Origin of the sequence: Leptolyngbya sp. DQ-M1 (genome assembly GCF_039962505.1) — a bacterium.
Lineage (GTDB): Bacteria > Cyanobacteriota > Cyanobacteriia > Leptolyngbyales > Leptolyngbyaceae > Leptolyngbya.
In genome coordinates this window covers 673798-693170 of sequence record NZ_JAMPLJ010000003.1, presented here as the reverse complement: position 1 = coordinate 693170, position 19373 = coordinate 673798, and the positions used below count along the sequence as shown (strand labels likewise).

The 19373-nt window shown below is 49.2% G+C and carries 18 protein-coding genes; 11 read left to right on the top strand and 7 right to left on the bottom strand.

Annotation, left to right across the window (positions count from 1 at the left end; genetic code table 11):
- The first annotated feature begins 229 nt into the window (after positions 1–229).
- The 4 genes from NC981_RS13015 to NC981_RS13000 all read left to right on the top strand — a co-directional run bounded on the left by NC981_RS13015 (position 230) and on the right by NC981_RS13000 (position 6423).
- Positions 230–2554, top strand: coding sequence for an ATP-binding protein (locus tag NC981_RS13015; protein WP_348243160.1), 2325 nt, complete (start codon positions 230–232; stop codon positions 2552–2554).
- A gap of 69 nt (positions 2555–2623) precedes the next feature.
- The gene (locus NC981_RS13010) at positions 2624–3508 is read left to right on the top strand and encodes an isoaspartyl peptidase/L-asparaginase family protein (protein WP_348243159.1); all 885 of its coding nucleotides are present in this window, start codon (positions 2624–2626) and stop codon (positions 3506–3508) included.
- A gap of 19 nt (positions 3509–3527) precedes the next feature.
- On the top strand, positions 3528–4799 hold the full coding sequence (locus tag NC981_RS13005; protein WP_348243158.1) for an ATP-grasp domain-containing protein: 1272 nt from the start codon (positions 3528–3530) through the stop codon (positions 4797–4799).
- Between the two features lie 82 nt (positions 4800–4881).
- Complete coding sequence (locus NC981_RS13000) at positions 4882–6423, top strand: hemerythrin domain-containing protein (protein ID WP_348243157.1); 1542 nt, start codon at positions 4882–4884, stop codon at positions 6421–6423.
- Positions 6424–6519: 96 nt separating this feature from the next.
- Here the strand turns inward: NC981_RS13000 and bioB are convergent, their stop codons facing one another.
- Positions 6520–7470 (bottom strand): biotin synthase BioB, encoded by a 951-nt coding sequence (gene bioB / locus NC981_RS12995; RefSeq protein ID WP_348243156.1) that lies wholly within the window; start codon positions 7468–7470, stop codon positions 6520–6522.
- 190 nt (positions 7471–7660) lie between these two features.
- Between bioB and NC981_RS12990 the strand changes: the two genes are divergently transcribed.
- The 6 genes from NC981_RS12990 to NC981_RS12965 all read left to right on the top strand — a co-directional run bounded on the left by NC981_RS12990 (position 7661) and on the right by NC981_RS12965 (position 12715).
- A complete protein-coding gene (locus NC981_RS12990; RefSeq protein ID WP_348243249.1) occupies positions 7661–8218 on the top strand; it encodes a biotin transporter BioY in 558 nt (185 codons plus the stop codon).
- 51 nt (positions 8219–8269) lie between these two features.
- Entirely contained in the window at positions 8270–8788 is a 519-nt protein-coding gene (lspA, locus tag NC981_RS12985; RefSeq protein WP_348243155.1) for a signal peptidase II, read from the top strand.
- 190 nt (positions 8789–8978) lie between these two features.
- On the top strand, positions 8979–10343 hold the full coding sequence (locus tag NC981_RS12980) for a gluconeogenesis factor YvcK family protein (protein ID WP_348243154.1): 1365 nt from the start codon (positions 8979–8981) through the stop codon (positions 10341–10343).
- On the top strand, positions 10340–10798 hold the full coding sequence (tsaE, locus tag NC981_RS12975; RefSeq protein ID WP_348243153.1) for a tRNA (adenosine(37)-N6)-threonylcarbamoyltransferase complex ATPase subunit type 1 TsaE: 459 nt from the start codon (positions 10340–10342) through the stop codon (positions 10796–10798). The genes NC981_RS12980 and tsaE overlap by 4 nt, the downstream gene beginning before the upstream one ends.
- A 32-nt stretch (positions 10799–10830) precedes the next feature.
- The gene (locus NC981_RS12970; protein WP_348243152.1) at positions 10831–12030 is read left to right on the top strand and encodes an NAD(P)/FAD-dependent oxidoreductase; all 1200 of its coding nucleotides are present in this window, start codon (positions 10831–10833) and stop codon (positions 12028–12030) included.
- Positions 12031–12073: 43 nt separating this feature from the next.
- Positions 12074–12715: an HAD family hydrolase gene (locus tag NC981_RS12965; RefSeq protein ID WP_348243151.1), complete on the top strand. Its 642-nt coding sequence runs from the start codon at positions 12074–12076 to the stop codon at positions 12713–12715.
- Positions 12716–12795: 80 nt separating this feature from the next.
- Here the strand turns inward: NC981_RS12965 and rpsF are convergent, their stop codons facing one another.
- Entirely contained in the window at positions 12796–13113 is a 318-nt protein-coding gene (gene rpsF / locus NC981_RS12960) for a 30S ribosomal protein S6 (RefSeq protein ID WP_190377202.1), read from the bottom strand.
- A gap of 191 nt (positions 13114–13304) precedes the next feature.
- Between rpsF and NC981_RS12955 the strand changes: the two genes are divergently transcribed.
- The gene (locus NC981_RS12955) at positions 13305–14096 is read left to right on the top strand and encodes a fumarylacetoacetate hydrolase family protein (RefSeq protein WP_348243150.1); all 792 of its coding nucleotides are present in this window, start codon (positions 13305–13307) and stop codon (positions 14094–14096) included.
- On the opposite strand, the gene NC981_RS12950 is transcribed toward NC981_RS12955, so the two are convergent.
- From NC981_RS12950 to NC981_RS12930, 5 genes are all read right to left on the bottom strand, one after another.
- Positions 14093–14578, bottom strand: a complete 486-nt coding sequence (locus tag NC981_RS12950) for a Tic20 family protein (protein ID WP_348243149.1) — start codon at positions 14576–14578, stop codon at positions 14093–14095. The two genes, NC981_RS12955 and NC981_RS12950, sit on opposite strands and share 4 nt — an antisense overlap.
- Positions 14579–14687: 109 nt before the next feature.
- Positions 14688–14885, bottom strand: a complete 198-nt coding sequence (locus NC981_RS12945) for a hypothetical protein (protein WP_190377199.1) — start codon at positions 14883–14885, stop codon at positions 14688–14690.
- A 280-nt stretch (positions 14886–15165) separates the two neighbouring features.
- Complete coding sequence (locus tag NC981_RS12940) at positions 15166–16194, bottom strand: two-component system response regulator (RefSeq protein ID WP_348243148.1); 1029 nt, start codon at positions 16192–16194, stop codon at positions 15166–15168.
- Positions 16195–16364: 170 nt separating this feature from the next.
- Positions 16365–17885: an ATP-binding protein gene (locus NC981_RS12935; RefSeq protein ID WP_348243147.1), complete on the bottom strand. Its 1521-nt coding sequence runs from the start codon at positions 17883–17885 to the stop codon at positions 16365–16367.
- A 272-nt stretch (positions 17886–18157) separates the two neighbouring features.
- Complete coding sequence (locus NC981_RS12930; protein ID WP_348243146.1) at positions 18158–19333, bottom strand: FIST N-terminal domain-containing protein; 1176 nt, start codon at positions 19331–19333, stop codon at positions 18158–18160.
- Positions 19334–19373 lie beyond the last annotated feature (40 nt).

Below are 19373 nucleotides of genomic sequence, written 5' to 3'. Positions count from 1 at the left end.
TGTGTTTAGCCAAAATCTGCGACGGAATTTCAATAACCAAAATTGCTAAGATGGCGGAGCCGCCAGAGTACCGAGTGATCAGTGCCAGGATGAGATCTGAGCAGCTCGGAGGATCACGGATGCGTTGCTTAGAATGTGCCCCTTGATCAGTGGATCTGCTATCGGGAATATACTCATATTTTATGTCTATCATAAGACAGATCCCGTCTAGCACAGGCTTGAGTTTGACATGAACGATGCCACTGGCACCCGCGATCGCAATCGCGGCTTCAAGCAAAATTGGCTGCCATTGCTGCTTGGTGCGGGTGGTCTTGTATTCGCACACTACGCCGCACTACTGTTTCGGATACACCCAGCGGTATCGCTCTGGTTTCCGCCGTCAGGAGTCGCGATTACATTAGCGATTTGGTTTGGACCTGCCGCCGCGATCGTTGCTGGACTCGTCTCTACTATTCTCGCGCCGCTCTGGGGCAGTAGCGGCTGGATGCAGTGGGTTGGTATGACCGATGCGGTTGAACCCTTCGTTGCATGGTGGCTTTACCGTCAGTTTTGGCAGCGATCGCTGTTTCTGGGGCGGCTCAAGGATGTCAGCGCCTTTATTTTGAGTGCGCCCGTGTTTGCTTGTGCAAGTTCTGCGGTTGTAGGGAGTTTGTCTTTAGCTTTGACTGGCACAATGTCTTGGCAAGCCGTAGTGAACACAATCCCACCCTGGTGGCTGGGAAACGCGATAGCAACGATGGTGCTTGCCCCGATCGCGCTTCTGACGCTGACTCCAACTCTACAGCGCTGGCAATGGTTACCAGAAGATCTGCCTGCTCCGTCTCCCCGGTGTCAAGATTCACCCCGACTGAGAGCAGAGAAGATTGTAATTGTCGGTCTGTGTTTTGCGATCGCGCTGTTGAGCGTTTCCCAAACCAGTCAAACAGGATTTGCGTTTCAGCAATTTTCTTTTCTGAACTTTGTGCCGATTCTCTGGGCAGCACTGCGGTTTGGAGCCGTGGGGGGTGCCAGTACAGCTAGCCTTTGTGTCATCTCCGCCTTATTAAGCTATGTGCTGAAATATCCTCAAGCACTAACCCTGCCTGAATTTCCAATTAGTTCAGACGTACTGACGGTGCATAAGCTCAGTTTGCTGACTCAATGTGTGATTGGATTATTTACTGGAACCGCGATCACTCAACAGACTCAAGCGCAGGTTAAACTCGCAATTTCTCAAATCCAACTTGCAGAATACGAAGCCCGATCGCGCCTGAACGAAATTCTAGAACAGACCAATCGCACCTTAGCAAAGACGAATGCTCAATTAGAGCGAACGAATCTAGAAAAAGATCAACTGCTAGTGCGAGAGCAAGCAACTCGATCGCAAGCTGAGACAGCCAACCGCATCAAAGATGAATTTCTTGCTGTCGTTTCGCACGAACTGAGAACGCCGCTGAATCCCATTTTAGGCTGGGCAAGATTATTACAGAGCGGTAAGCTCGATGCCAGCACCACGCAAAAAGCGATCGAAACGATCAGTCGAAACGCCAAACTGCAATCGCAACTGATCGAAGATTTGCTCGATGTGTCCCGGATTCTGCGGGACAAGCTGGTGCTGCGACAGATTGCACTAGAGATTGGGTTAGTGGTTCGATCGGCGATCGAAACGGTTAGACTATCCGCAGAAGCAAAAGGCATTTCGATCGCGTTTTCGCCTCCAAACTTGGAGTCTAGGCTGTTAGTCCACGGCGATCCGAATCGATTGCAGCAGGTGGTTGTTAATTTGCTGACGAATGCGGTTAAATTCACCCCACAAAACGGACGAGTCACGATCGCACTTGAATACCCTCCGAACGAGACACTCGGTTTTGTGCAAATCAGCGTCAGTGATACTGGGAAAGGGATTCATCCAGACTTTTTGCCGCACGTATTTGAGCGATTTCGGCAGGAGGATAGCGGCACAACTCGGAATTTTGGTGGGTTGGGGTTGGGTTTAGCGATCGTGCGGCACTTGGTCGAACTGCATCAGGGCAAGGTTGAAGCAAGAAGTGAAGGAGTGGATCGCGGTGCGACCTTTATCGTGAAGCTTCCTGTATTGAATCCTAGTGCTGAATTGATGCCTGAAGTGATTTCCCTGACTCCACAGGTAACTGGATGTCTCAGCGGCTACAAAGTTTTAATTGTTGAAGATGAAGCAGATGCGAGAGAGTTGCTGCGATTTATTTTGGAAGATGAGCAAGCGATCGTTTCGCTCTCGGACTCGGCTCAAGACGCGATCGCTAAATTCTCGTCATTCGCGCCCGATTTGATTCTCAGCGATATCAGTATGCCGGGAATGGATGGGTACGATTTTATCCAGCATATTCGTGCTGTTGAGTCCTGCCGCATCCCGGCGATCGCGCTGACGGCAAATGCGAGAGAAGAAGATCGACTAAGCGCGATCGCCGCAGGATTTGATGCTCACATTGCCAAGCCGATCGTGCTGGAAGTTCTATTCACTGAAATCAAAAACCTGCTGCAATTAGCGTGTCCGGTTCCGTCGGCTCAAAACCGCGAGTCTGCTCCACGATCGTGATCCCTGCGGTAGAGATGGCGCTGATTCGCAATCGCTATTGTAGTGAGTAAATGTTGGGCTAGGGCAGAAATGAGCAGCGTAAAACCCGTGATCATTGTTCATGGCGGGGCGAAAACGATTTCAGAGGACAAAGTGGCAGCGAATCAAGCAGGTTGTCGATCGGCAGTCGAAGCTGGATGGGCAGTGCTGAGTCAAGGTGGAAGTGCAGCAGAAGCCGTCGAAGCCGCGATTCGGGTACTAGAATCGGATCAAACTTTTAATGCGGGTTTCGGTTCGACGCTGAATCGCGAAGGTGAAGTCGAGGTCGATGCTGCAATCATGGACGGAGCAACATTAGGGTGGGGGGCTATCGCTGCGGTTCAGGGAGTACGTCATCCGATCGCAGTTGCTCGAAAAATTATGGAAAAGCGCTCCCGCTTCTTGGTGGCTCGCAGTGGAGAACGGTTTGCTCACGAACATGGCCTAGAGATTTGTGCAAAAGAAGCCTTGGTGAGCGGAGAACAATACCAGGAGTGGAAAGAAGAGGCAGAAGTTTTGGATCGTCCAAATACAGTGGGGTGTGTGGCGCTGGATGCGAATGGCAACCTGGTTGCGGGGACATCCACAGGTGGAATCACGGGACAGCCTCAAGGTCGAGTGGGCGATTCGGCGGTGGTTGGGTGCGGACTGTATGCCGATAATCAGGTCGGTGCTTGCTCAACCACAGGCGATGGTGAATCGATTATTCCAGTTGTGCTAGCAAAGACTGCGATCGATGCGCTCAGACACCAGCATCCAGATGAGGCAGCCCAATTTGCGATCGAGACCTTAGTTAGCCGGGTAGAAGGTGAAGCGGGATGTATTTTGCTTGATTCTCAAGGGCGGATCGGTTGGGCGCACAATTCTCAAGATATGGCAGTTGCGTACATGAATGAGGATTTAGAGCAACCTGCTACTTTTACTCGCAAAAAATAACCTCCGACTCCGGTTCACTATGTCTTTTCAGCACACATTTCAATTTTTTCAAGGGAATTCGCTGTCCGATTTGTTTGCTCAAGACATTCAGCGCGATCGGGATACGTTGATTTTGAACTATCCTGCAACTGCAAGCTGGGCGGCATATCCAAACACGCGAAAGTATTTTTTGCAGGATGGCAGCAGTGAAGCGACCAAAACTTCGTTTGATAAGATTTGCCAAAAAGAACCTTGGAAAAATTTAGCTGTGTTGGGCGACGGGTTGCCCGGTGTGATGATTGTTCCGCCACCGCCTTTATTGATGCAATACTGGCGTGATCAGTTTGGCTTTCAATATAGTCAGATTGAACAATTGGATTGCTCCACTTATTTGGATGACCTCAGTGAGAGCGGGCAGATCGATCGTGTGATTACTCTGTTTCCGTTCGATCGATTGCTTCCCGAAAAACACGCAGTTGATCCAGACATACACTATCATCTGCTGAGTAAAGTGACTCTTTCTAAGCTAGGAGTGCCTTGTCCGAACTATCAAACCTATCAGCTTAAGCAAACTCGTCTTGACGAGATCCAGCTTCCAGAGCAGTTTCCTTACCTGATCAAAACCTCGCATGGTCTTTCCGGTGAGGGAACTTATATCATTCGTAACCCTAGTGATTTGCACTATTGTCTGGAAGAACTAAAGAAGTATCTAAGAATTCATTTATTAGAAACAATCATTGTTTCAGAGTTTGTTCAACACGAAGTTCAAAACTACTGCATTCAGTTCTATGTGAATCAACAGGGTGAGATTACGTTAATCGGTGTGACTCAGCAGCTTACGACTTCTACAGGGGACTATCTGGGCGGCTTGATTGACTATACTGACGACTTGAGCCAGTTCTCTCAATTGATTGCCAACGTCGCGCAGTATGCTCACCAACAAGGCTATTTTGGCGTGATTGGTGTAGATGTGTTGGAAGACCGAGACGGGCAACTGTATGCGATCGATGCCAACTTTCGCATTAACGGCTCTACTCCTCTGTGTCTACAGCGCCATGAGTTGTTGAAGTTGGATAAAGCGATCGCTAAATACTCTAGCGACTACCGGATGGAAGGCACATTAGATTCTATCTTGACCCGCTTAAAGCCAGAGCTAGAGCAAAAAGACTTTTTAATCCTATCAGCCCTAGAAAAAGTGAAATACGGCAAAATCTACACCGAAATTTATGGCATTGTCACCGGAGCCACAATAGAAGAAATGCAGCAAATTGAGCAGCATTTGCACAACAAAGGATTGCAGCGCTCAAGTTGAAAACGTGCTTCCTAGAGTAGAGGAAGGGTCATTTTGGGTTGAGTATTGTAGCGGCTGTAAGCCTTTCAGAAGAGAGGGAGTTATGGTGATGCCGCTAAATGCCACAAACAGAGGCGCGATCGCAATTCAGTTAGCAGAGATGCGATCGCTGCAACAATTACTAATTTCTAATGATCAATGCTTAATTAACTTAGTTAACGATGATCATATTCGCCGGCGATTGCTAAAAATGCTGGAAGACGATCAAAAAAACTTAGGCATTCTAGAGACCGTGATTATTCAGTCCGGTATTCAATCTCAGCCTAAAAGGAGTATCCAACAGCAGCTAGAAGAGATTCAAACTCAGATGCAAGATTCTAAACTGTCTGTGTTTGAGAAAGTCTTTCAGCATGAGCTTCTCAAACACCGGCAAACGATGACGGGTCTCACGATTCATAAAGCAGCACAGTTGGTTGGGGCTGATGTTGAGGCTGCGATCGCTCCGATTCACACGGTTAATTTTGAAAATCGCGCCCATCAAGAACAACTCAAAGGCTTCTTAGAAATCTTGGGTGTGCGAGAACTGACCGGACAAGAGCCAGATCAAGGACTTTGGGCACGAGTCGAAGATGCGATCGCCGCGCTCACGGGTGTCGCAGGCAGTGTGATTACTCGCACGGATGATGAGATGTCGATTCGGGATCTGTTGCTGATGGATCACACCAAGTCAGATATTTTGTTTGCTGAAATTCTGGCAACTGATGATCCGGAAAAGATTCAAGAGTGCTTTGTCCAACTTTACAAGGATGTCAGCATTCATGGTCTTGCAGAAGAGCAGATTGTTTATCATGCGGCTAGTCCCTACTATCGAGCTATGCCGGACATTGTGGAGCAAACCGATGAGGCGATCGGAATGTTAGATGAGGTGCGATCGCTTGATGTTAGAGATCCAGACTTCAAATCGAAAGTGAAGCAAGTGAGGCAGGCTGTTCGAGACCATATCAATCAAGAAGAAAAAGATATCTTTCCAATTTTGAAGCACAACTTTAGCCCAGAACAGCAAAAGCAAATGGCAACTGACTTCAAAGCAGCGAAAAGCAAACTACAAGCACACGAGCAGCTTCCACATCTACTGCAACAAACCAGCGATCGAAATCATAACCATCAATGGGAGGAAGGTTCGATAAACAATGCAATGAACAATGTAATGAACAGCGCAATGGCTTGGAAACGGATGTTTCAAGTTAAAGCAGTGATTAACTGGATTGAAGCGATCGTTTTTCTCTTTGCCGATGGTTGGATTCGGACTGCCTTGAATACTGAATCTCTCATGAATCCTGAATATAACCAACTATTCTATGGTTTTGTAATTGTGATCGGGATTGGTTATTGGTGGGTGGGTCGCGATATTTCTCAAAATCACGACATTGTTAGGTTAGGGATTATTGGTCAATCAAGCGTTTTTGCAATTCTGGCATATCACACGCTGCTGGGTAAGCTTCACCCGTTTTATCTACTTTCTGGTGTGATTGATCTGACCTTTGCAATTCTGTTTATTGTGTTTCTTTCGACTTATCGCGATCGCAATAAAACTGCTCAACTCAAAGGAAATGAGTTCGATAGAGAAGGTTCGCTTCGATATTAGATTCGGAGTTGCTCCCTAAATTCCAGGGCTGATTCATCCCTTGAAATAATCAAAAAACTCCCACGATCGCTGTAATCTGCCGTGGGAGTCTGAACCTTAAAGCGGTTTCGGCATCATTCCCAATCGATCGATAATCAGCTCCTCATCGTGCGATCGTTCTGGATTCGGAGCCGTTAACAGCTTCGCACCCGTAAAAATCGAGTTTGCTCCTGCAAAGAAACACATGGCTTGCAGTTCATCACTCATTTGAGTTCTACCTGCGGACAATCTCACCATCGCTTTCGGAAACAGAATCCGAGTGGTCGCAATCATTCGCACCAAAGCAATACCATCGATCGGAGTCGCAGTCTCAAGCGGTGTCCCTTCAATTGGAATCAAGGCATTGATTGGGATCGATTCAGGGGGCGGATCAAACGTCGTCAGAGTTTCGAGCAGCGAGAGGCGATCGTTCACTGATTCACCCAGCCCCAAAATGCCACCACAGCACACCGAAATCCCTGCCTCACTTACCGCCCGAATCGTCTCTAAGCGATCCTGATAAGTCCGGGTGGTAATAATCTTGTCGTAATATTCTGCGGACGTATCTAGATTGTGATTGTAGGCTGTTAGCCCTGCCGCTTTAAGTTGTTGTGCCTGATGCGGTTTGAGCATTCCAAGCGTACAGCAAACCTCCAGATCCAGCGCTGCCACCTGACGCACCATCTCCAGAACGCGATCGAACTGTGCCCCGTCTCGCACCTCTCGCCAAGCGGCTCCCATACAAAACCGCGTTGATCCGCCTGCTTTTGCCGCCTTTGCTTCTTCAAGCACCGAATCAATCTCCATCAGCGGTTCCGGCTTCAAGCCCGTATTGTGATGCACACTCTGAGCACAATAGCCGCAATCTTCAGGACAAGCACCGCTCTTAATATTTCCTAGAGTGCAAAACTGTACCGTGCGCGGGTCGTGGTGTTCGCGATGAACGCGCTGCGCCTCAAACAGCAAATCAGGGAACGGCTGATGATAAATTTGGGCAATCCGATCGCGAGTTTGAACAGCAGCAATCATAAGTCAACGCTAAAGAACGATTCTTTATCATTATCGATTCTGCCGTGCGATACAATCTCCACTGCCGGGTTTTGCGATTGGCGCTTCCCGTACACGACTGATGGAAAACTTCTTCACGATGACTCGTACCCCCTCCCGCCGCCCCCCGGCCCGATCGCGCCCCCGATTTCGGATTACGATCACCGATTTGATGTGGGCACTGATTGGACTGATGTTGACGATCGGAGGAACGTTGCTGAGGGCATCAATTGTGGGGCTTCCCTGGGCATCGCAATCGGTTCCGCTGTATTTTCTCGGTGTGAGCTATCAAATCGGAGCCGTGCTGCTGGTGGGCTGCCTGGGTGGGAAAAATGCGGCAGTCATGTCACAAATTGCTTATCTGACGCTGGGACTGGTAGGACTTCCAGTGTTTTCGCAAGGAGGCGGGCTTCAGTATGTCAGCGCTCCTAGCTTTGGGTACTTACTGGGATTTGTTCCAGGTGCCTGGATTTGCGGCTATCTTGCATTCAAAACAGTACCCCGCTTGGAAACTCTCGCATTTAGCGGGCTTTGTGGGCTATTCGTGATTCACTTGGTCGGCATTCTATACTTGGTGGTCGGTTCGGTGCTGCGATGGGTGGATCTCGGAACGGCTTCGATTTGGCAAGCGTTTCTCACCTATTCCGTGAATTTACTGCCGGGACAATTAGCAGTGACTTGCGCGATCGCTGTTCTAGCCTTGGTGCTGCGCCGCATCATGTTCTACTAAGCGGATCAATTTTCTGTGAGAATTGGAATCTGCTCCTCTTACCGTCACGTCATGCTAAAAAACCGCTTTTTCTGGATCGTCGCGATCGCGGGATTGATCATCGATCGGCTCACCAAGCTAATCGTGGTCAGAACGATGGCGCTGACGATTCCGCCCCAGGATATTCCAGTCATTCCAGGGATTTTGCACTGGGTTTATGTGATTAATGATGGAGCCGCATTTGGCATTCTCTCTGGGAGTCCGCTCTTGCGGTGGTTGTCGCTGTTGGCGAGTGTCGCGCTGATGGCGTGGGCGTGGTTTGGCAGACGGATGCCACGCTGGGAGCAGATCGGCTATGGTTTGATTCTGAGCGGAGCGCTAGGCAACGGTATCGATCGCTTTGTGTTGGGTCATGTGGTCGATTTTATTAAAGTTCCGTTTGTGTATGTCCCTTATCCGAATCCGTTTCCGCGCTTCATCTGGATTCAATTTCCGATTTTTAACTTTGCCGATATTTTCATCAATGTCGGCATTATCTGCTTGTTAATCGGAATTTATCGCACCCCCGACCCGCAAAAGCACCCAAATTAGATCCGTAATACTTCTGGTCTTCTAATAAATTTTCCGTAAATTCTTCCCGGTTAGCGAGGCAAAGTCGGAGAAAACAAGGTAGTTGTCAGAATAACTGCGCGTCCTCCGTTCAGGATTGCCCCGTTGCAATTCCAAACTTAGGGTATGCTGCATAGCTAGATCGAGCCATCCCGCTAAGGTTTACCCCAGCATGACGACCAATCGTTTTCTCAAAAAGGCAATGCGCGTTTCGCGTTCGTATTCGCGCCGTCTTCCCGATCGAGCGGGTCACTGGTTTAAGTGGCTGTCTCCGGGTTTGCTCGTCAAGCGCTGGATGTTTATCAGCGTCAGCGGCATTTTGATGGTGTTACTGGGTGTAGCAATCTGGAGCCGATTGACTCCGGTGTTTTATATTATGCAGTTCTCCGGCGAGTTGCTGGAGTTAATCACGAGCCTGGTTCCAAACTACATTAGCGGCCCACTGGTACTGATTTTGGGACTGCTGCTGGTGTTTTGGGGACAGACGCGCACGTTTGGATCGATTACCGAAGTTTTGATGAGCGATCGCGATGAAGATTTAGTCGATGTGCTGATTAGCCACCGCAAGCTGAATCGAGGCGCGAAAATTGTAACGATCGGGGGTGGAACTGGGCTGTCAACGCTGCTGCGAGGACTAAAAGGCATTAGCGCAAATATCACGGCGATCGTCACGGTGGCGGATGATGGCGGCTCGTCGGGACGCTTGCGGCGCGAAATTGGTGTGTTGCCTCCGGGAGATATTCGCAACTGTATTGCGGCGCTAGCAGACGAAGAAAAACTTCTAACCGAACTGTTTCAATATCGATTCAAAGCAGGCGATGGACTGGCTGGACACAGCTTTGGAAATCTATTTCTCACTGTACTCAGCGACATTACCGGAGATTTTGAAAGAGCGATCGCAGCGAGTTCCAAAGTGTTAGCGATTCGCGGTCAGGTGCTACCCGCCACTTTAAGCGATGTGAAATTGTGGGCAGAATTCGCCGATGGTCGCTACGTTGAAGGCGAATCGAGCATCACAGAAGCGCGAGGAAAAATCGTTCGCATTGGCTGTAAACCCGAAAATCCCCCTGCACTGCCAAAAGCGATCGACGCGATCGAGGACGCAGACTATATCGTAATCGGGCCTGGAAGCCTCTACACCAGCGTCATTCCGAATTTACTGGTGCCTGAAATTGCCGAGGCGATCGCGGCTCGGCAAGTCCCCTGCATTTATATTTGCAACATCATGACGCAACCCGGAGAAACCGATGATTATTCGGTTGCAGATCATATTCGGGCGATCGATCAAGCTTGTGGACAGCAATTATTTGATTCGGTCTTGGTGCAAAAAACGCCGCCTTCCTCCAAGGCGCTCTTACGATACGCTCAAGAACAGTCTCGTCCGGTTGATCTCGATCCAGATCGAGTGATGCAGCTCGGACGAAGGGTGATTCGCGCCAACATCATGACCGAGGATGAAGAAACAGGCTATGTGCGTCATGATTCGCGCAAGCTCGCACGGGTCATTCTTCGCTGGTATGAACGCTCAAGACGATGAAAACGATCGACCTCAAAACCGCCGCCGATACCCGATTGCTCGGTCTTCAGTTCGGGCAGCAATTGCCTGCGGGAACGGTGCTTTTATTGCAAGGCGATTTAGGCAGCGGCAAGACCGCATTTGTGCAGGCATTGGGTGAGGGATTGGGGATCGAAGACTCGATCGAAAGCCCAACATTTACCTTAATTAACGAATACCTTGACGGACGAGTGCCGCTTTATCACTTCGATCTGTACCGATTAGAACTGCACCAAACCGCCACGCTTTACCCCGAAATCTACTGGGAAGGCATCGAAGTAGAACCAGGAATCTGCGCGATCGAGTGGGCAGAACGACTCGCCTATAAACCAGAGTCTTACCTGGAAATTTGCCTAAGTTACCAAGCCACCGGACGTAAGGTAGAAATTCGGGCGATCGGCGCAGCAGTCATTCCGAATTTAGAATTCCGAACTTAGAATTAAGAAAGTTGCCCTTTCTCGCGTGTCTTATGTCTCACACTCCTGCAAAAGTTTGTATTCTCGGTGGTGGCTTCGGGGGCTTGTACACTGCGCTCCGTTTGCATGGTCTTCCTTGGACAAAGACCGAGAAACCAGAAATTACGATCATTGATTCGCGCGATCGCTTTGTTTTCTCTCCGTTGCTCTACGAGGTCGTTACCGGAGAACTGCAATCGTGGGAAGTCGCGCCACCTTACGAAGAACTGCTCCAAGGCACGTCGATCCGGTTCCGTCAGTCGGCGGTGACTGAAATTAACATCGAAACGCAGCAAGTCCGGCTAGAGAACGGCGGATTGCTCGACTACGATCGCCTAGTTTTAGCAATGGGCGGGGAAACTCCGTTGGATCTCGTTCCGGGTGCGGCAGAATTTGCGATTCCGTTTAGAACAATTCAAGATGCCTATCGGCTAGAAGATCGGCTCAGACAGCTAGAAACCTCAGATGCCGATAAGATTCGGGTTGCGATCGTCGGGGCGGGCTACAGTGGCGTAGAACTCGCTTGCAAGATTGCCGATAAGCTCGGTGATCGCGGTCGGGTTCGGTTGATTGAGCTTTCGGATCAAATTTTGCGATCGTCCTCTCCGCATAATCGCGAAGCAGCCACGCAAGCCCTTGAAAAGCGCAGCATTTGGACGGATTTAGAAACTTCAGTGGAATCGATCGCGGCTGACAGTATCTCGTTGCTCTACAAAGGCGTAGTCGATACGATTCCGGTCGATTTGGTGCTTTGGACGATCGGCACTCGCATGAATGAAGTCGTGAAGAATCTACCCCTCAAGCAAAATTCACGCGATCAAATCGTCGTTACGCCCACGCTACAAGTCGTCGATCGGCCTGAAATTTTCGCGATCGGGGATCTCGCCGACTGCAAAGATGCTGACAATCAGCAAGTTCCCTCCACAGCTCAAGCGGCCTTTCAGCAATCGGATTACGCAGGCTGGAATATTTGGGCATCGCTGAGCGATCGACCGCTTCTGCCTTTCCGTTATCAATATCTCGGTGAAATGATGACCCTGGGCATCAATGAAGCGACCCTGACTGGGCTTGGAATTCAGCTCGATGGTACCCTAGCTCATCTGGCTCGCCGCTTAGCTTACCTGAATCGAATGCCAACCCTCAGACATCAACTCCGCGTTGGGTTCAACTGGATCACCCGCCCGATCGTCAACACATTGACCCAAAACAATTGATAATAGGAGTTCGATTCTTTGTTGAGTTTGGCGTGATCGAGCGATGAAGCGTCCCCGTGTGGTGTTTTTTGATGCAGTTGGCACACTGTTTGGGGTGCGAGGCAGTGTTGGTCAAGTGTATCGTGACATCGCTCAGAAATACGGGGTCGCAGTCAATGCTAGCGTGATTGATAGTGCCTTCTACGAAGCGTTCAAAGCGTCTCCGCCCTGCACCTTTCCGGGAGTGGACATCTTAGAAATTCCCCAGCTTGAGCAGCAGTGGTGGAACACGATCGCACAGCAGACCTTCGATCAAGCGGGCGTGTTACACCAGTTCGAGGATTTTTCCGGCTTCTTTTCCGATTTGTATGTGCATTTCGAGACGGCTAAACCTTGGATCGTTTATCCCGATACAGTTCCAACCCTGACAAAACTCCGGAGTCTTGATATTCCGCTAGGCATTCTCTCGAATTTCGATTCTCGACTGTACAAAGTTCTCAGAGCGCTGGATCTGGCAGACTTCTTTGCATCGATCACTATCTCAACAGAAGCAGGAGTCGCCAAACCTGACCCGAAGATTTTTGCGATCGCGCTTGCTAAACATCAATGTGACCCTGGCGATGCGTGGCACATTGGCGACAGTCTGCAAGAAGATTACGAAGCCGCCAACGCTGCGGGATTAAGGGGAATTTTGCTCAGTCGATAAGACTGGGCTGAAAATTTTCATTAAAAAAACTCCGGTTTCGGAATGAAACCGGAGTTTTCTAAACTTCAAACTGCGAAATGCTAAGCCTCAACCGCCTCAGCGACTTCCGGCTCCTCTTGCTTCACCGTCAAATACCGAACCACCTCGGTACTTAACCGCATTGCTCGCTCCATCGGCGCAATCTGGTTGCCGTTCGCTCGGAAATTCATCTGCACGTAAATTCCTTCGCGCAGTCTGTCAATCTCGTAAGCCAACCGCCGCTTACCCCGATGCTGAGTCTCGATAATCTCCCCACCGTTCTCTCTCAACATCGATTGATACTTCTCGATCGCCTGATCGACTGCTTCGTCCCCGATGTCAGGACGTAAAATATACATCGTTTCGTACAACTGACTCATCAAACAACTCCTTACGGGCTAAATGGCTCTTTCAAGTTATTCGGGTAACTGCATAAATTAGTGATTCGCACTTGATTTAGGCAGAGAAACCCCAATAATAAAAGGGCAAGGAATTACAATTCTATACCAGTTTCTCGTGAATTCGTCGCGCTCATTGATCTGGTCTACCCCTATCGATTCTGGTTATTTTTATGGCACAGCGTTATGTCCGCGTTCAAACTCCTGATGGCAAAATCTACTATGGATTGCTGCAAATCGATCGCACCGTTCAGGTTTTAGACGCTCCCCCCTGGCTAAAAGGACAACCGACCGATCAGCGACTCACCAACTATCATCTGCTTGCGCCTTGTGCGCCCTCAAAAATCATCGCCGTTGGCAAAAACTACGCAGACCACGCTGCAGAAATGGGAACCCCAGTTCCCCAAGAGCCGCTCTTATTTCTCAAGCCTCCAACGACGGTGATTGCACTGAATGCCGAAATTCTATATCCCGCGCAATCTCAACGGGTTGACTATGAAGGCGAATTAGCACTCGTCATCGGCGATCGCGTCAAAGACTGCCCTGCCCAAGAAGCGCACAGCAAAATCTGGGGCTACACGATCGCCAACGATGTCACAGCGCGAGATTTGCAAAAAAAAGACGGGCAGTGGACACGCGCTAAGGGCTTCGATACGTTCTGTCCGTTAGGCCCTTGGATCGTGCGTGAAATCAATCCCGATGCGCGGCTGCAAACCTTTCTCAACGATCAGCCGGTGCAGTCGGCTTCGATCGGAGACATGGTGTTCTCACCGGATAGGCTTGTGTCTTACATCAGCCAGATTATGACGCTGCTTCCAGGAGATGTGATTCTCACCGGAACTCCAGAAGGTGTTGGGGCGATGCAAGCAGGGGATCGCGTTCGAGTCGAAATCGAAGGGATCGGATTTCTCGAAAATGGAGTCAGCTTGCGATCGCCGCTTTATCAAATCCAATTACAGGATTAGCGGACGTAGGTGTAAACGGCATCCGAGATCGTGGGAATCTCGGCATATCGCCCTAGAACGGTTTGAACGATCGAGTATCCAACTGCTGCAATCATGCCTAAGAAAACGGCATTGAACAACGTTTGGGTAAGCAGTGTCCCGAATACTGGAGAGAGTGCAAACTGCCAGATAATCTCGACCAAGCTCAGCACAATTCCAAAGAAGATCGCCTGTAAAGTATTGAATCGGATGAAGTGCGGAATGTTTTCGTTTCGCACAACGAGAGCAAACAGCGCAATAAACACAATAAATGGGACAAAGCCTGTGTAAATCGAGAGGAGAGGTCTGAGCGGCGTTTCAACGAGCACAATGAGTGGACTCAGAACAGAGCCTGTGAGCCTCAGAATTTGTCCCACAAAGCGCAAGACATCTAACAGCGGCAAAAGATAGACCAGAGAAGCAAAGATGCGATCGGACACCGTTGTAGATCCGCGCCACGACATAACTAAATTCTCCTAAGCGTTGTCATGCAAATAAGCTATGCCCAGAATAACGCACTTCGCAGACGATGAAAGAACACAGTCTCCCGGCTATCACGTCTACAGCCAAGGATTACTCGATATTGGCGACTCTAAATCCCATTTGGCACTCAAACTGCGCTGGCAGCTTTTCACCCAATCGACTAATCGCTTGACCGCAGCGCAATTGCCCTTGTCGCCATCGGGGTTGGCCGCTTTGGTCTGCCATTAAGCAGCCTTGACAGACCTGGTGTACTGAAAGGAGTTGATCGCCCGCTAGAATGACTAACATCGCGCCTCCAACATTTCGATTAAATAACAACTTAAATTCAAACCTGCTTCAGATGATGGGTTGAAGCATTGCTTTGCCGTTTCTGCGTTCATCGACTCAAGGAAGCATTACACCAATTCTAAAGCAGCTTTCCCAAAAAGAAAGATATAGCGATCTTAAATTAGTGGGGAGTGAGATGTCGTTCCCTTCTTAGCCCCCTACTCTCTACCTCACTTCTTTTAGCGCTCACAACTCATTTTAGTGCTCACAGCTCAAACAGAATTCGCCATAGCCTCTTCGCCTAAACGTGATTCTCAAGCTTAATGTACTGTTGAAACCAAACCGGTTCATTCGTCGTTTGCATCTCGATCGCTCGAATAAAGCTGCAAAAGGCTTCGATCAGCTCTGGATTGCGCCAGCCTTGGTTGGTTTCTTCAACAATTTTTCTCAGGGCTTCTTCAGAAGAAAATGCTCTTTTATAAGGACGTTCGCTCGTTAACGCATCATAAATATCGAGAATCTGAAACACTTGCGCCAGGAAGGGAATGTCATCGCCCTTCAAGCCATCTGGGTATCCAGAACCGTCCCACCGCTCATGGTGATGCCGAATAATCGGCAAAACGCCTCGCATCGTCCGTAGCGGCTGACAAATTTTTTCGCCAATCAGGACGTGCTGTTTCATAACGCTGAACTCTTCTACGGTGAGATTGCCTTTTTTCAACAGCACCGCGTCTGGAATGCCGACTTTGCCAATGTCGTGGAGGTAGCCGCCCCACATCAAATCTCGGATCTGCGATCGCGTTAACCCTAAGTATTCTGCAAACGCTTTTCCTTGCAATACCAATCGTTCACAATGATCTCCGGTATTGGGGTCGCGGCTTTCTACGGTGCGAGCGATCGAAAATAACACTTTCTCTGCGTGGTCGAGGTCTTCATTGAGCCGCTTTTGCCGAACCAGCGATTTGACTCGCGCAGAGAGTTCGAGTTGATCAAAAGGTTTCGTGAGAAAGTCATCGCCGCCTGCTTCGATTCCCTGCAAGCGCGATCGACGATCGTCGAGTGCCGTAATAAAGACAACCGGAGTTAAACGAGTCTGCTCGTCTTCCTTGAGGCGGCGGCACACTTCGTAGCCGTCCATTCCTGGCATCATCACATCGAGCAAAATCAAATCTGGAGCGGCTTGGTGCAGTTTTGCTAACGCTGAAGCGCCGCTCTCGGCTTCGATCACGTCGTAGCCTTCGATCGTCAGTAGCGCCACAGCCGTCATCCGGCTTGAAGGATGATCATCTACAACTAAGATTCTGGGTCGCTCTAAGTCCAGGTCGTTCACAAAGACAATGCCTACGTCACTGAAACAGTTTGTAAGGTGGGCAAATGACTTGAGCGCTTTAAGAAAGACCCGACACGCTCTTCTAGCCCTTTTGTCAGTATGAGCAAAGTTATGGCTAAAGCAATCAGGTATTTTACGGAGAGAACTCTTTAGGGGTGAATTCGTGCTTGTTACTGGGATTGTGAAGGAATGGTAATTCTAAATTCGGTGCCCATTCCTGGCTTTGAAATGCACTCAATGTGACCTTTGTGACGCTCTGTAATAATTTGATGACTGATTGAAAGCCCCATGCCTGTTCCTTTTCCAACAGGCTTTGTAGTGAAAAAGGGATCGAAAAGCCGGGATTGAATTGGTTCTGGAATCCCAATGCCATTGTCGCTGATGCTGATAATGACTGAGGTTGAGTCGAGTAATGCAGTCGTGATTCTGATTTGAGGACTGAAGTTCGGGTGCTGTTGAGTATATTCTTCTAGAGCATCGATCGCGTTACTGATGAGATTCATAAATACTTGGTTGAGTTGTCCGGCATAACACTCAATGAGCGGGAGGCTGCCGTATTCCCTGATAATCTCAATCGCTTTTCGGCGCGGGTTTGACTTTGTACGATGCTCCAGAATCATTAAGGTGCTATCAATTCCAGCATGAAGATCGACGGCTTTACAGTCGGCTTCGTCCATGCGCGAGAACGTCCTCAAGGATGCAACAATTTCTTTGATACGATCGGCTCCCACTTTCATTGAAATCAAAAGTTTTGGCAGATCTTCCAGCAAGAACTCTAGATCGATTTCTGCGGCTCTGGCTTGAATGTTGGGCATTGGCTGCGGATAGCAAGCCTGATACAGCTTGAGTAATTCAATCAATTCATCTGCGTACTCGCTGGCATGAACTAGGTTGCCATAGATAAAGCTGACGGGATTATTGATCTCATGTGCGACTCCGGCAACCAGTTGACCCAAGCTCGACATTTTCTCACTCTGAACCAATTGGCTCTGGGCTTGCTGGAGTTCTTGTAGCGTTTGTTCAAGGGCTGAGGCGCGATCACGAATTTGAATGTAAAGATTCGCTTGGCTAATGGCGGATCGAACGCTCTGTAGCAGATTGATTAGACCGAGAAGCGAGTCGTCATCCGGTTGAATGCGCTGATGGTATTTGGCTCGCGTACGCCTGTTGCCAATCAGAATCAGAAATTCAGGCAGCGAGGGTTTCCCGATCGCAAAGCCGACAAACTCGTCCATCTCAATTTGTTGGCTCAAGTCTTGCAGCACCGAGGCATCGTTGTCTTGCTGCACCAGAATAAATTCTGCTCCATTCACAAGCGGCTGGAAGGCTGGATGCTGCCAAGCAAGGACAAGAGATGCGATCGCAGAATCATCGTCGTAGTAGCCTTCACACTGTTCTACGGTGAAGACCTGCCCAGAATTTCTATGTAGAATCAGACAACGCTCAAAATTGTATTCGTAGACGACGAATTGCACAGTGCGCTGAAAGATTTCAGCGATCGAAAACGTTCGGCTAAACTGTCTGCCGATTTCATTCAGTCGTCGGTACCTGACGACTTGAGCATCGCGTTTTTCTTGGGATTCAATCATGCGGCGCTCTGCTCGAACGAGTCGCTTGACTTGTTCAGAAAGCTGCTGATTCTCGGCTCGAAGCCGGACAATCTCTTGCTCAGTTGAGGATAAAGGAAGCATACAAATCAATATCACCAAGCGTACTGAGGCTGCTGAAGAATACGCGAGTTCGACAGAAAGAATTCGCTCGACGCTGAACGTACCTGAATTTGATAAAAAGAATTTGCTTCGATGCTGCATCTGGGTTGCTCTTAGTTCCCCACTTGTGGAGGACTAAGAGCAAAGAGATTTTCTAGGCTTTAGTGATGACTAACTCTTAAAGTCCCCACGAGTGGAGGATTTAGGCGGCAAGAAGCCGCGTAAACCGCAGCGAAGAATCTGTCGAACTTGCGTTAATAAATTGCTGCAAGAACCAGTGTGTAGTTGTGAAAGCTATTTCTATTCTGAAGTGGAGCAATTTCGCCGTGAGTGTACAATCCAATCCAGGGAAGGGAGGTACCAACCTGCTGCTGCAAATGTTGCTCAAGGTGCTGCTTTTTCACTTCACCTAAAACAGATTTTCCGCGTCCGTAGCAATCAAACTGGAAGATCAGCTTCGCAGGTCGATCGCCAAGTTGCGTATTCACAGTTTGAGCAATTAAATCAATGCCTTGTGTAATCTTCTCGACATCGCGGCGAGTAATCCAGATGCTACTTCCTTCTACAACTTCGGTTTGCAGCGTTACGGAACCTGCAACTTCATCTCTACTGGGCAAGTATCGAATGAAAAATTCGTCTTGTGCCTCGTTGGGTGCTTTCAGCCCAAAGCAAAAGGCAACGATCGTTCGATCCCACGCCTTGATTTCTTCGTCGGTGAGATACTCTCTCAGCACGTTGAGCACGGGTTGACCATCGATTTCATAAATTCGGTTCCCTTCAGCACGAGTGATTTTACGCTCATAGCCGATCGGAACGCAGCCATGATTCAGCGCCCAAACCAAATTGCAGTGACCGGAAATCAGCGTGGCAACGACCCCATCGGAAAACACTTGATCATTGCAGTATTGAAACGTCTCCCGCATTTCAGCATCACTGCCTGCGGCTCCTCCTAAAAGGGGAAGTGAGCGCGGTAGTTCCGATTCGATGCCGTCACGTAGGAGATCGAAATTCACCGCCATACCATCGGTGAACACGAACATCGCTTGGCTGTCATCGCTGAGATCAACCGATAATTTACTGGCGATCGTTTTTCCAACCTCGGTGGCATCGTCTTGCAATCCCACCGCATACCGAGTGGTGAAGCGAATTTCGTCGGAGCGAATCACCATCACTGCGATCGAGAAATTCGATTCATCGGCTTCGTTTTGCACAATAACGCCTTGCCCTGAACAGCCCGCTAGTGGGCAGTGTCCGGTGGCTTGACGCACGGTTTCAACTATTGTTTGCTGATCGTATCCAAGCGAGGCAAAGAGAAAAACGAAATCCGGCTGATCAATGTGGGCGGCGCTGAGCGCTTTCTGTACTGCTTCTTTTGCGGCTTGGGTGACGTTGCGAAGATGACTAATCCCAACACCAGCTTGAGTTCCCATTGCAAGTTTTTAAAAACACTTCAAACTTAGAGTGCCCAAC